A 13588-nucleotide genomic window follows, 5' to 3' on the forward strand; every position below is an offset into this window, starting at 1 on the left:
GTAGAGTTCATGAGTTCTTTAACGAAGGCAGACATGGCAGAACGTTTGTGTGATGAGTTAGGTCTTAACAAGCGTGAAGCCAAGGATATGGTTGAATCCTTTTTTGATGAAATACGTGAAAGCCTCGCAACGAATGAGCAGGTTAAGTTATCAGGTTTTGGTAACTTCGATCTGCGCGACAAACGCCAGCGTCCCGGTCGTAACCCTAAAACGGGTGATGAGGTGCCTATTTCGGCACGCCGGGTTGTTACCTTTCGTCCAGGACAAAAACTTAAGGACCGTGTAGACGCCTATGCAGACACTAGGTCCGAACCAGCCTGATCTACCTGCGATACCCAGTAAACGATATTTCACTATTGGTGAAGTGTCGGTGTTATGTGATGTGAAAGCACACGTGCTGAGATACTGGGAGCAGGAGTTTGAACAGATAAACCCTGTAAAGCGTAACAATCGACGCTACTATCAGCAAAAAGATGTATTGCTGATACGACAGATTAAAAGCTTACTGCACGAGCAGGGGTACACAATTAGTGGTGCCAAACTGTGGTTTGGAAGCCAGCAAGGAAATGATGAAAACCTTCGCTATAAGCAGCTTTTAAGGCAGACTATTAGTGGCCTTGAGGATATTTTGAAAACCCTTAAATCGGGTCGCTAAAAAACTTCACAGAATCATCACCTTAGGGTAGTATATCGATCCTCTTCAAAGCTCAGCTAGAAGGGGAGCAGGTCTAATCTTGCTGAATAAAGAGTTAGTATAGTTTTCGGAATGTAGCGCAGCCTGGTAGCGCACTTCGCTGGGGGTGAAGGGGTCGTAGGTTCGAATCCTATCATTCCGACCATTATACTAACGGACTTTTTCTTTTCTGGTTTTTGTCGCGCCATCACTTCACTATTTTATCATGTATAACGTTTTGTCATCTGAGTTGCTCAGTACGTAATCTAGTTAAGATGCACCGATGTTTATGCAGTTAATTCTCTTTTGTTTTTTACGTTTTAATAATGTATCTGCGCATTGGTCATCGCTGTTTAAGATCACAATACATTCTAGGCACTGTACACACTCGTTGTAGTCAATCTCGCCGTCTCGTTTGATAGCTTTGATCTCACAGCGGTTATGGCATGTTTGGCAGGGTGTCCCGCAAAAGGGAATGCGCTTTAGCCATTCAAAGCGTCGTAAAGCGCCTAGTATTGCCAATCCTGCCCCAAGCGTACAAAGATAACGGCAGTAAAACTTGTGGATAAACATTCCGCAAACCAGTAGCGCAAGCGCATAGAGTACGAATGGCCAGTGCCTGGCAAATACTAAAGTAATACTGGTTTTGAAGGGTTCCACTTCAGCGAGCCTTTCAGCCAGACTTAGCTCATAGAAAGAAACGGCGACTAACCCAATCAGTATTGGGTATTTAAGGTAGATTAATTTTCTGTGCTTATTTTCTGATACTCGAATTTGTTTAATACCGAGTTTTTTCCCACACCAAGATGCTATCTCCTGAAGTGCACCAAAAGGGCATAGCCAGCCACAAAATAAACCACGTCCAATAATAAATAGGCTAATAAAAGTAACGACCCAAAGAATAAAAATGATGGGGTCGAGTAAGAAGATGGTTATATCAAAGCCATCACCGATAGCATGAAGTAGTGTGAATATATTGACGATAGACAACTGGCCTTGAGCGTAGTAACCAGTAAATAAAAGCGTAAACCAAAGGTAAGCCCAGCGAAACTGATGAAACCTTGCTGCGTTTCGACTGATTTTTTCTTGTTTGATAAAGGCTATGAATAAGATCACTAATGATGTTAATAAAATAACAATTTGTGGTATTCGGTCTTGCCAAATTCTTATCCACAACGGTGTTTGTGTCTGTTGTTTAACGTCAACCGGTATCCATTGGGAGTTTGGAAGCTGGGCCGTATTGGTGAGTGATAAAGAATCAGTAATGAGGTGGTTGCGAGGGAGGTTAATATTCATCCCTATAAGGATCTCCCCCCCTAAGTCAAAATTGGCTATATCTCTAATTTTAAAAATTGCACTTTGAGTAATGTGAGGTGCATTTGTGCTGGCTAGCGTTTTCTCTTCATCAGGTGCGTTGGTATCTTTAATTTCGATATTGAGGCCTCCTTGATGAATTGATAATCGAGAAGGAACGGTTCCTGGCATAAAATCGTCAGCAAGGTGTTTATATAAACCGTTGGAGCCTATCCAGATGAGGTGTTCTCCGGGTAAGAGTTCTTTCATGAGCTTTTCATAAGTCGCTTTTCCTAACAAGTTGTTGCCGATATCCGGTGCATTTAGATAGGCGTAGTAAAGCTCGGTGAAAGTATCCGGGTTGTCTGCAGAGTGATCACCTAAATCAAAGAAGTGTCTATAATCTGAGTATTGTCTTCCTAATAGATCAAATACATCATCACTAGCAATATTCCACTGATGCACCAGTCCGCTAGTAATGAGTCTTGTCCAGTCCATGCTTTCTACTGGGGTTGTGATTTTTTTACGCAAAGCTGATTGGGATGGAAGAGAGAAGCCTTCAAGTTTGTCGCGCGCAACTTGTAGTGCCGTCGCTAATACTACATCGTTGACAATCATGACTGATATGGTGGCTTTTGTAACGCCATCAAAGAAGACTGCGCCAGCGGCGTTAGATGTTGCTTTGCTTTTTTTAGCGCTGGATATAATGACCTGTTTTTTAATTGAGTGCCCGGCGTACTGATCTGTAAATTGATCTAAAGCTTCATTTCCTAAGCCATGCAGGAACACAGGCTCATGATGTTCCATCACTCTTACTTTGCTGAATACCCCATTTGCTTGTAGACCTATTAATAGTTTAATCGGTTGTCCAGAGAACCCCGGTAGATTGTTTATCTCGTGAGATAGCCATACGTAACCAAGTAGCTGGTCCAGTTGGAAGACTGGATACACTGGAAGGCTTGTTTGCTTTTCTCCAACACGTGTTGCTTTAGGAAAGATGGTGCGAATGGGGAGGGCGTGAGCCAGTGGTGGCTTCTCTGTTTTTTTTGCTAAGCTACTTTTCTGCTCTTGTGAGGCTGCATAAGTGTTATCAGGGTACAGTGCGAAGAATAGTGTAACGAACAAGATTGTCAGTAACACGACTTGCAGCATAGCTAAGAATCTAGCAGATGCGCTTGGCTGAGGTGCAGAATTGTTGTTGTGCTGTATTGTGCTGATAAACCTCATTCGGTTGTGCTCGATGAGTCAGAATAATACAGATTAATTTGACGGGTTGTCTGCTTGTAAACAATCCTTCTGTAGGTGTGTTTTTATAGGTCTAAAGTGGTGCTTTTTTTTGCGTGCGTAGTGCTTCCCATGCCGTAAATTGGCTAAGAAATACTTGTCCCGTAAGGTCATCTAAAAAGTGGCTGCGCTTTAGTTTATCCATAACAGGTCCCTTTACTTCTGAGAGGTGAAAAATAACGCCGCTGTCTCTAAGGCGTGCATTAATAGCTTCTAAGCTCTCTAAAGCGGATGCATCAATGAGATTTACAGCAGGGCACATTAGTATCAGGTGTTTAATAGCAGGGCTTTGTGAAATTAACTCATAGACTCTATCTTCTAAGTAGCGTGCATTAGCAAAATATAGACTCTCATCTATACGTAGTGTCAGAATGTGCTCGTCGGTATTTACATTATGGCGATCGATATTTCTGAAGTGCTCGGTTCCCGGAACTTGGCCAACTAAAGCACTGTGGGGTTTACTTGTACGGTGCAGATGAAGACATATGGAAAGTCCTACGCCAGCAATAATACCTAGCTCGACGCCTTGAACAAGTGTGACTGTTATTGTGACCAGCATGGCTGAAAAGTCACTGCGAGAGTATGTCCATGTACGCTTTAGGGCAGCAACATCAACGAGAGACAATACAGCAACAATAATGGTAGCCGCGAGTGTTGCCTTTGGTAGAAAAAAGATTAAAGGCGTTAGCAGTAGAGTTGCAAGCGCAATACCTACGGCTGTAAACGCCCCGGCGGCAGGTGTTTCCGCTCCCGCATCAAAGTTTACTACCGAACGAGAGAAGCCTCCGGTAACAGGAAAACCTCCTGAAAATGAGGAAGCGAGATTAGATGTACCTAAACCTATAAGTTCTTGGTCTGGAGAGATCCGCTGACGGCGTTTGGCTGCAAGTGTTTGTGCTACTGACACTGACTCTACAAACCCTACTACGCTAATCAGTAATGCAGATAGAAACAGTTGTTGCCAAAGTTCGTGGTCAAATGAAGGAAGTGTTAATGAGGGGAGTCCTTGAGGAATATCGCCAATGACTTTCACACCATTGCTTTGTAAATCCCCTCCCCAAGTAACTAACGTTGTGATGACAACAACAAAGACAGGGCCTGCTTTCGCAATTAGATCTGAAAGTCGAGCATTAAGTCCGCGGTTAAGTAATAAATTTTTGAAATGCTTCCTTGCCCAAAATAAAAAAGTGATGGCACCTATGCCCATTATTAACGTTGGAAGGTTCGTCTGTGCTATTTGGCCTCCCAGTGCTAATACAATATCAAGTAGATTATGTCCGCTAGCGTCAATGCCGAGGATATGCTTAAGTTGGCTAGCAGCAATAATTAGTCCCGATGCTGTTATAAAACCAGAAATGACAGGGTGGCTTAGGAAATTCGCAAATAATCCTAATTTAAAAATACCCATGAGAATTAACATAGCCCCAGATATAAAAGCCAATGCTATTGCCGCTGTTAAATATTGCTCTGTTCCTTGTGCAGCAATATTGCCGACTGCAGCAGCAGTCATGAGTGATACAACAGCAACCGGTCCCACAGCTAAGGTGCGGCTGGTACCAAAAATAGTGTAAGCGACTAAGGGTAGGATACTGGCATATAAGCCTACCTCTGCTGGTAATCCTGCCAGTAAAGCATAAGCGAGAGATTGCGGGATTAGCATTATTGTAACAATTATGGCAGCTGTGGCATCGCTACTAAACATTTGGCGATCGTATACTTTCATCCATTCTAAGATCGGCAAATAACGTTTAAACATACTGTTAATCCTTATGCTGAGCGTCAAATATCTTTATTAGTTTTTCACAAAAAATACTAGGTTATTTCAAATGAGTTCTAGCATCACGCCGGAGTAACTCTGCATTGCTTTAGCTGGCAAAGCTGTTTACGTAGACGGAGCAGCGACTTAGGGTAGTATTTCGCAGCGTGATCATAATCTAGTTTGTGATTTTGATTATAATAATATAATTTTTTGGAATATGCTTTGTTTTTAATGATTGTTAGGTAAAGTAAGCACGTTAATGTTACATGTTTAAGGTGAGTAATGAGGAGACGTTAACGTAATTTCTAGATGTTTTTTACTAGGTGTAATTTGAACTTCTAGGTAGGTTTTTCATTTAGGTGCATCGAAAAAAAGGCCAGCTAACTGAGACTGGCCTTATGTAGAAAAAGTGGGGAATGTGCTTTATTTAGTGGTTTTTCATATCCGGCATATTGCGGCCGTAGAAAATCTCATTCATCTCTTTGAAAAGACGTTCAGATACTTCTTCTGCTTCATTATCTTTTAAATCATTAACCGTAGTTCCGAAGAGGTATTGGTCTAGATCGTAATCATTTAGCATCATTTTAGTGTGGAAAATATTTTCCTGATACACGTTTACGTCAAGCATTCGGTACTGGTCATGAATATCTTGGCTAATAAAGTTCTGAATAGAGTTAATGTCGTGATCGATATAGTGTTTTACACCTTTCACATCACGGGTAAAGCCACGTACTCGATAGTCGATTGTAACGATATCGGACTCTAACTTGTGTATCAGGTAGTTGAGTGCTTTTAGTGGAGAGATAATGCCACAGGTAGACACTTCTATATCTGCTCTAAAGGTGCAAATACCATCATCTGGATGACTTTCTGGGTAAGTATGAACACAGATGTGACTCTTATCTAAGTGAGCAACGACTGAATCAGGTAATGGACCTGGCTGCTCTGTCTTATCAACATCATCTGAGTCTTTTAATGGCTCTTCGGCAACCAATATAGTAACGCTGGCACCTTGGGGCTCATAGTCTTGACGGGCTACGTTAAGAATGTTGGCACCAATGATGTCGCAGACTTCACTTAAAATTTCAGTAAGCCGGTCAGCATTGTACTGCTCATCAATATATTCAATATACTCAGCTTTTTGTTCAGCCGTTTGTGCATAGCAAACATCGTAGATGCAGAAGCTTAAGCTCTTGGTTAGGTTGTTAAACCCTTGTAATGTAATTTTACCGTTCGATGACAACGTCGTAAGTCTCCAACCGTTGCAGACCGCGTAAATAACGCACTGAATGATAGTTCAATCCGGTATGGATTGAAGGCGAGCTTTATTTTATTCGAGGCTAGCCTAAACACAAAGAATAATTTTTGCTTCGTCGGCATTTCTGGAGAAATAAAATCGGCCGTATATTTTTCACTTGATAATTAAAAAAATTATATCTTTTTAAGCTATTGATATTTATTGATTTTTTTGTTTTTGTTGTTCTTTTGTATAAACTATGGGTTTCGGGCGATTATCAGACAATATACTCGTCTAAATCAATGCTGTAATGCTAAAGGTCGCGCTATTCTGCTGGTATAAGCTATTGCAATATTAAATGTTGAGCTATGGCAGTACTAAGTAAACAGGCAGGTGCATTATGTTAGATAGTTTCACATTATTGGCAGATTGGTTGGTGTACGACCTGTGGGGCTTGAGCGCTTCGACTAAATTGGGCGACGCACTGCATTTTTTTATTGAAGATACCACTAAGATTTTTGCTCTATTGGTGGTAATGATTTACCTGATTGCGTTACTAAGAGCTTCAATGAATGTTGAATCGGTACGTAGTTGGCTAGTAGGTAAAAGCCGTTTTGTGGGTTATCTCATGGGTTCATTCTTTGGTGCGGTAACTCCCTTTTGTTCTTGCTCTAGTATTCCTCTTTTTCTGGGGTTCACATCGGCGGGGATCCCTGTAGGAATTACTATGTCATTTTTACTAACATCTCCATTAATTAATGAAGTTGCCATTGTGTTGCTCGGTAGCCTACTGGGTTGGAAGTTTACGCTGATCTATATTGTAGTTGGCATCTCTGTTGGTGTTATCGGTGGTGTTTTTCTGGATCTTATTAAGGCAGAAAAAATGCTGCAACCTTTTGCTGCAAAAGCTTATATGGAAGCTAAACAGTCTGCTGTTAAAGGTGAGAGTAGACGTTTAAGTTTGTCTGAACGTCATCAGTTTGCTAAAGATGAACTGGTCGATATTTTTTGCAGGGTTTGGAAGTGGGTTATTGTAGGTGTTGGGCTAGGGGCTGCACTACATGGATTTGTACCAGAAGGTTGGTTTGCTCAGAATTTAGGACAAGGGCAGTGGTGGTCTGTGCCTGCTGCTGTTGGCTTAGGCATTCCTTTATACTCAAATGCAACCGGTGTTATCCCTGTGATGGAAAGCCTCATTACTAAAGGTTTGCCGATAGGGACTACGTTAGCATTTTGTATGAGTACTGTAGCGGCGAGTTTTCCTGAGTTCATTTTGCTAAAACAAGTAATGCAGTGGAAGCTATTAGCTATTTTATTTTGTTTACTGTTATGTGCTTTTACACTGGTAGGATGGGTTTTTAATGGTATAGGGTTGTTTTTAATAACAGCCACATAGTGTGCTTTTTAAAGTGTCCTCTTGAGTGTATTTATAAGAAGTTTGACCATAACTGAGGGAGAATCATGATATGAAAATTATTAAAGTATTAGGTTCTGGTTGCAGTAAATGTGAAAAGACAGCAGAGATTATTACACGCTTGGCTGCTGAAGCCGGTGTAGATGTGACTGTCATGAAAGAGACAGATCTTGCTGTTATTATGGAATATGGTGTGATGAGTACACCCGCTGTCGTGATCGATGAGCAGTTAATGCACTCGGGTTCTATTCCGCATAGATCAGATATTGAAGCTTGGTTAGCGATCGCATAATCGCGTGTATAAGCGCTCTGTAGAAAAGTATTAAGGATTATAAAATGACGATTAAAGTGGGTATCAATGGTTTTGGGCGTATTGGCCGCTTGGCAATGCGTGCAGCATGGGACTGGCCTGAAATTGAGTTCGTGCATATTAATGACCCAGGTGGAGATGCACCTACGCTCGCTCACTTACTAAATTTTGATTCTGTGCATGGGCGCTGGCAGCATGATGCAAGAGCCGAAGGTTATCGTATCTTTGTCGGTAATAAGTCTTTAACCGTGAGCCATAACCGAGCTATTACGGATACTGACTGGTCGGGGTGCGATATCGTTATTGAAGCGTCAGGGAAAATGAAGACCAAAGCGCTGTTACAGGGGTATTTAGATCAAGGAATAAAGCGCGTGGTGGTGAGTGCACCTGTTAAAGAGGAGGGTGTACTTAATGTCGTGCTCGGTGTAAATGACCACCTCTACGACCCTGAACTCCACGATATTGTGACGGCTGCATCATGCACGACTAACTGTTTGGCTCCTGTAGTTAAAGTGATTCATGAAAACCTAAAAATTCGTCATGGTTCGATGACCACCATTCATGATGTCACAAATACACAAACTATTTTGGATGCGCCGCATAAAGATTTACGTAGAGCGCGCGCCTGCGGAATGAGCTTGATTCCAACGACGACGGGTTCAGCAACGGCAATCACTCATATTTTTCCTGAGTTAAAAGGCCGCTTAAATGGCCATGCTGTTCGCGTACCGCTGGCCAATGCCTCTCTAACTGACTGTGTTTTTGAAGTTGAGAGAACAACCACTGAAGCAGAAGTGAACCAACTATTTAAAGACGCAGCAGAAGGAGAGCTACAAGGGATTCTTGGCTATGAAGAGCGTCCACTCGTTTCTATTGATTACAAGACAGATCCTCGCTCAGGTATTATTGATGCCTTATCAACTATGGTGGTGAATGGTACGCAGGTAAAAGTGTACATCTGGTATGACAATGAGTGGGGTTACGCGAACCGGACGGCTGAATTGGTCAAAAAGGTCGGGTTGATTGATCAGAAGTAATTGCTCCATGTTTGCATCAATCTCTTCTGATATCCGTCAGTACTTGCTTATCACTGCCAATTATTGGGCTTTTACATTGACGGATGGAGCGCTACGCATGTTGGTGGTGCTCCATTTTCATGCTTTGGGTTATTCCCCATTAGATATCGCGTTTTTATTCCTCTTCTATGAAGTGTTTGGTGTGATAACTAACCTAGCCGGTGGCTGGTTGGGCGCTCGCCTTGGTTTGAATAAGACAATGAATGTCGGGCTGATACTGCAAGTAGGGGCGCTCATTATGCTAGCGGCTCCCGCTGCGTGGTTGACGGTTGCGTGGGTGATGGCCGCGCAGGCATTATCGGGTATTGCGAAAGACCTCAATAAAATGAGCGCCAAGAGTGCCATTAAGCTGCTCGTTCCAGAAGATGCTCAGGGCAAGCTGTATCAATGGGTAGCGTTGTTAACCGGTTCTAAAAATACTTTAAAAGGCGTGGGCTTTTTTCTGGGTGGTGTACTACTGACACTGTTTGGTTTTACTTCGTCAGTTTTGATGATGGCTGTTGGTTTACTTATTGTCTGGATGATATCGATTTTGAATCTAAAGAAATCATTAGGTAAAACCAAAAGTAAGCCGAAATTTAAAGAAATATTCTCAAAAAGCCGAGCTGTAAACGTTTTATCTGCTGCACGATTATTTCTTTTTGCCGCCAGAGATGTTTGGTTTGTCGTGGCGATTCCTGTGTTTTTTGCTGAGACCCTTGATTGGGATCATTGGTCGGTCGGTAGTTTTATGGCTTGCTGGGTGGTTGGCTATGGTGTTATTCAGTCTCTGGCTCCTTATGTAACAGGCAAGCGATCTGGAACAGTGCCGGATGGCCGGACGGCCGTCGCTTGGTTGCTTCCGCTCTTAATAATTCCCGCATTGATGGCTATTACCCTTAGCGTGAGTATGGATGTGCGGTTTACGGCTGAATGGCTACAGCCCTGTTTGATTGGCGGATTGATGCTGTTTGGTGCTTTTTTTGCCGTGAATTCGTCATTGCACAGTTATCTTATCGTGAGTTATTCCAAAGAAAACGGCGTTTCGCTGGATGTCGGTTTTTACTATATGGCAAATGCAATGGGGCGACTGGTGGGTACGTTACTTTCAGGTGGAGTGTATCAACTCTATGGATTGGAGGCGTGTTTGTGGATATCGTCGCTATTCCTGCTTTTAGCGTGGCTTATCTCATTTAAATTGCCTCAAAAGATTTAAATTTCATTTTCGTTTCAGCTTGTTATGTCACGATAGCCTTCGTTGTTTTTTAATAGATAAAATATTATTTAAAAGAAATGTAAGGTTTCGGTATTTCATTCGACTAACCTTAATAAATCAAAAAGTAAAAGAGAACCTCATATGCATGAAATGCTGCCACACCTGATTCAGACAGACTTTCCTGCCATAAAGCGTACTCAATTGGATACGTTACAGGCAAATTTGGGCTATCGCTGCAATCAATCTTGTCTCCATTGTCATGTGGCGGCCAGCCCAAAACGCACCGAGGAGATGGATTGGGAAACGATGCAGTTGATGTTGGACTTTGTTGAAAAGTTTGGCATCACTACGCTCGATTTAACGGGCGGCGCACCAGAGATGAACCAGCATTTTAAGCGTTTAGTTATTGAAGCACGTAAGTTAGGCGTAAAGGTCATAGATCGCTGTAACTTGACCATTCTTTGTGAGCCTGGCTATGAAGATTTTGCGGAGTTTTTAGCTGAACATGATGTCGAAGTGGTGGCATCACTGCCTTGTTATTTAGAAGATAATGTTGACGCTCAACGCGGTGATGGTACTTTCTTAGCGAGCATAGAAGGGTTAACAAAACTCAATAAACTTGGATATGCTCAAGAAAACTCAGGCAAAGTACTTAACCTTGTTTATAACCCCCAAGGTCCTGTTTTACCGCCGGAACAGGTAGCTTTAGAGGCTTCTTATAAATCTGAGTTATATGCCCGCTATGGTGTGCAATTTTCTAATTTGTTTACGCTAGCAAATATGCCTATCCAACGTTTTGGCAGCATGCTCATTTCTAAAAAGACCTTTCTTCCTTATATGGATCTATTACGTGCTTCTTTTAATGAAGCAACGTTGGATAGTCTTATGTGTCGTTCTTTAGTGTCGGTTGATTGGCAAGGCTTTGTGCATGATTGTGATTTTAATCAGCAGCTAAAAATGCCTTTAGGTAGTAGTCGTGAGCCTGTTCACTTAGGCGCTTTGCTCGAAGAAGGACTACAAGAAAGTGCAATACGGATTGGAGACCATTGCTACGGTTGTACAGCGGGTCAAGGGTCAAGCTGTGGTGGTGCACTGAGTTAAGTATATTTTCATTAAGTCTCTAGTTAAGAGCGTTGAGCCTACTGAAACAGTATTGCTAGGTAAGGCTCTAGCCTAAATAATTATTATCGGGAGTAACCGATGAAGCGTTTGTTAGTCGTATTAGTCATTATTGTTGCGTTGCTGATAACTTGGCAGTCCGGCGGTTTTTCATTGTTGACGCTGGAAAATCTTAAATTTCAACAGACAGAATTGTCATCTTGGCGAGACCTGAACCCTGTTGGTGCTAGTGTTACATTTTTCCTTATTTATGTTTTGGTTACTGCGTTGTCGATTCCCGGTGCCGTTATTATGACGCTGGCCGGCGGAGCACTTTTTGGGTTGCTATGGGGAGGCATACTGATCTCTTTTGCTTCAACGTTAGGGGCTACCTTAGCGATGCTAGCTTCTCGCTATTTAATCAGTGATTGGGTGCGCAGTAAGTTTGCTTCCTCTATCGCACCGATTGATGAGGGTGTTGAAAAAGACGGTCCTTTTTACCTGTTTACTTTACGCCTGATTCCTATTTTCCCTTTCTTTATGATCAACTTGTTAATGGGGCTTACACGAATGCCTGCCAAAACATTTTGGTGGGTGAGTCAGTTAGGAATGTTAGCGGGTACTTTGGTGTTCGTTAATGCCGGTACTCAATTGGCTAAAATTGATTCTTTATCGGGTATTTTGACGTTTGAGATTATTGGTGCATTTGCTTTGTTGGGAATATTCCCTCTCATTGCGAGAAAAATTGTAGAACTTGTTCAAGCTCGTAAGGTTTATGAAGGCTGGAATAAACCGAAAAAATTCGATACTAATCTGATTGTTATTGGCGCGGGTAGTGGTGGACTTGTGAGTGCTTATATCGCTGCAGCGGTGAAGGCTAAAGTGACACTTATTGAAAAGCACCAGATGGGAGGAGATTGCTTAAATACGGGCTGTGTACCTTCTAAAGCAATAATTCGCTCGGCTAGGCAAGCGTATGAAATGCGACAAGCCGATCAGTTTGGAATTCAGTCAGTTGAACCCCAAGTTGATTTTTCTGCAGTCATGGGGCGTGTAAAAAATGTTATAGAACAGATAGAACCACATGATTCCGTTGAGCGTTATACGAATCTCGGTGTGGATGTCATCCAAGGATGCGCCACTATTGTCTCTCCTTGGGAAGTATCGGTCACGAAAGAGAACGGTGAGCAGCAAACCTTGTCAGCAAAATCCGTCATCATTGCCACAGGCGCGCGTCCACGCATTCCTAATATCCCAGGGTTAGATCAGGTAGATTATCTTACTTCTGACACCTTGTGGGAACTTAACGAATTACCGAAGCTTTTTATCGTATTAGGTGGCGGACCAATAGGGTGTGAATTATCCCAAGCATTTTCCCGGTTGGGCAGTGATGTGAGTGTTGTGCAGCGCGCACCTCACTTGATGCCAAGAGAAGACGGAGACGCTCAAGTGTTGGTCCAGCAGCAGTTTGTAGATGAAGGCATTACTCTGCACTTGTCTAGTACGGCTAAAGAAGTGGTCGTACGAGAAGAGCAGGCTTACTTACTTGTGGAGCAGGCAGGAGAAACTGTCGAGCTACCCTTTGATAAGTTGTTGTTAGCACTAGGGCGTGAAGCCAACACCAGCGGATTTGGTCTTGAAACGCTAGGTATAGAAACACGTGAAAATGGAACGCTGGACTGTAATGGTTTTATGCAGACTCGCTTTCCAAATGTATACGTGTGTGGCGATGTTACCGGGCCTTTCCAGTTTACTCACGTTGCTGCACACCAAGCATGGTTTGCCGCAGTAAATGCTCTGTTTGGTGGTTTTAAGCGCTTTAAAGTGGACTACCGTGTTATTCCGTGGGTGACATTTACTGACCCTGAAGTGGCACGCGTTGGCTTGAGTGAAAGCGAAGCGAAGGCGCAAGGTCTGGCTTATGAAGTGACACGTTATGGTATTGATGATCTAGACCGTGCTATTGCTGATGGGGATGATCACGGCTTTGTTAAAGTCATCACGGTTGCTGGTAAAGATAAAATCTTAGGTGTAACCATTGTTGGTAAGCACAGTGCTGAGTTACTAGCTGAGTTTGTCTTGGCGATGAAGTACGGTTTAGGTATGAATAAGCTATTGGGAACCATCCATACTTATCCCACTTTTTCAGAGGCCAATAAATACGCTGCAGGTGAGTGGAAACGAGCACATGTTTCGCCCAAAATCATGGTATGGTTGGCTCGTTTTCATGCATGGCGTAGGAGCTAGAC

Annotated in this window: 11 protein-coding genes and 1 tRNA gene; 9 read left to right on the forward strand and 3 right to left on the reverse strand. The window is 42.7% G+C overall.

All coding sequences use genetic code 11. The features are described from left to right. Window positions 1-9 precede the first annotated feature (9 nt). The 3 genes from ihfA to QZZ55_RS03600 all read left to right on the forward strand — a co-directional run bounded on the left by ihfA (window position 10) and on the right by QZZ55_RS03600 (window position 839). The gene (ihfA, locus tag QZZ55_RS03590) at window positions 10-321 is read left to right on the forward strand and encodes an integration host factor subunit alpha (protein ID WP_028471397.1); all 312 of its coding nucleotides are present in this window, start codon (window positions 10-12) and stop codon (window positions 319-321) included. After that, window positions 293-655, forward strand: a complete 363-nt coding sequence (locus QZZ55_RS03595) for a MerR family transcriptional regulator (RefSeq protein WP_293265395.1) — start codon at window positions 293-295, stop codon at window positions 653-655. The genes ihfA and QZZ55_RS03595 overlap by 29 nt, the downstream gene beginning before the upstream one ends. 107 nt (window positions 656-762) lie before the next feature. Next, a tRNA-Pro gene (locus QZZ55_RS03600) sits at window positions 763-839 on the forward strand. A gap of 104 nt (window positions 840-943) precedes the next feature. Here QZZ55_RS03600 and QZZ55_RS03605 read toward each other — a convergent pair. The 3 genes from QZZ55_RS03605 to speD all read right to left on the reverse strand — a co-directional run bounded on the left by QZZ55_RS03605 (window position 944) and on the right by speD (window position 6252). Beyond that, window positions 944-3193 carry a 4Fe-4S binding protein gene (locus tag QZZ55_RS03605; RefSeq protein WP_293265396.1) on the reverse strand — a complete coding sequence of 750 codons (2250 nt, stop codon included), beginning with the start codon at window positions 3191-3193 and terminating at the stop codon, window positions 944-946. A 91-nt stretch (window positions 3194-3284) separates the two neighbouring features. After that, window positions 3285-5006 (reverse strand): sulfate permease, encoded by a 1722-nt coding sequence (gene sulP, locus QZZ55_RS03610; RefSeq protein ID WP_293265398.1) that lies wholly within the window; start codon window positions 5004-5006, stop codon window positions 3285-3287. Between the two features lie 430 nt (window positions 5007-5436). After that, a complete protein-coding gene (gene speD / locus QZZ55_RS03615; RefSeq protein ID WP_293265400.1) occupies window positions 5437-6252 on the reverse strand; it encodes an adenosylmethionine decarboxylase in 816 nt (271 codons plus the stop codon). Window positions 6253-6646: 394 nt separating this feature from the next. Between speD and QZZ55_RS03620 the strand changes: the two genes are divergently transcribed. The 6 genes from QZZ55_RS03620 to QZZ55_RS03645 all read left to right on the forward strand — a co-directional run bounded on the left by QZZ55_RS03620 (window position 6647) and on the right by QZZ55_RS03645 (window position 13586). Then, the gene (locus QZZ55_RS03620) at window positions 6647-7642 is read left to right on the forward strand and encodes a permease (protein ID WP_293265402.1); all 996 of its coding nucleotides are present in this window, start codon (window positions 6647-6649) and stop codon (window positions 7640-7642) included. 70 nt (window positions 7643-7712) lie between these two features. Then, window positions 7713-7952, forward strand: a complete 240-nt coding sequence (locus QZZ55_RS03625; RefSeq protein ID WP_293265404.1) for a thioredoxin family protein — start codon at window positions 7713-7715, stop codon at window positions 7950-7952. 44 nt (window positions 7953-7996) lie between these two features. Then, complete coding sequence (locus QZZ55_RS03630; protein ID WP_293265406.1) at window positions 7997-9007, forward strand: ArsJ-associated glyceraldehyde-3-phosphate dehydrogenase; 1011 nt, start codon at window positions 7997-7999, stop codon at window positions 9005-9007. Between the two features lie 7 nt (window positions 9008-9014). Continuing rightward, on the forward strand, window positions 9015-10241 hold the full coding sequence (arsJ, locus tag QZZ55_RS03635) for an organoarsenical effux MFS transporter ArsJ (RefSeq protein WP_293265408.1): 1227 nt from the start codon (window positions 9015-9017) through the stop codon (window positions 10239-10241). A 141-nt stretch (window positions 10242-10382) separates the two neighbouring features. Beyond that, a complete protein-coding gene (arsS, locus tag QZZ55_RS03640; protein ID WP_293265410.1) occupies window positions 10383-11342 on the forward strand; it encodes an arsenosugar biosynthesis radical SAM (seleno)protein ArsS in 960 nt (319 codons plus the stop codon). 99 nt (window positions 11343-11441) lie between these two features. Then, window positions 11442-13586, forward strand: coding sequence for an FAD-dependent oxidoreductase (locus tag QZZ55_RS03645; protein ID WP_293265412.1), 2145 nt, complete (start codon window positions 11442-11444; stop codon window positions 13584-13586). The last annotated feature ends 2 nt before the right edge of the window (window positions 13587-13588 follow it).

The sequence above is a fragment of the Neptunomonas sp. genome, from assembly GCF_016744175.1.
Classification (GTDB): domain Bacteria; phylum Pseudomonadota; class Gammaproteobacteria; order Pseudomonadales; family Balneatricaceae; genus Neptunomonas.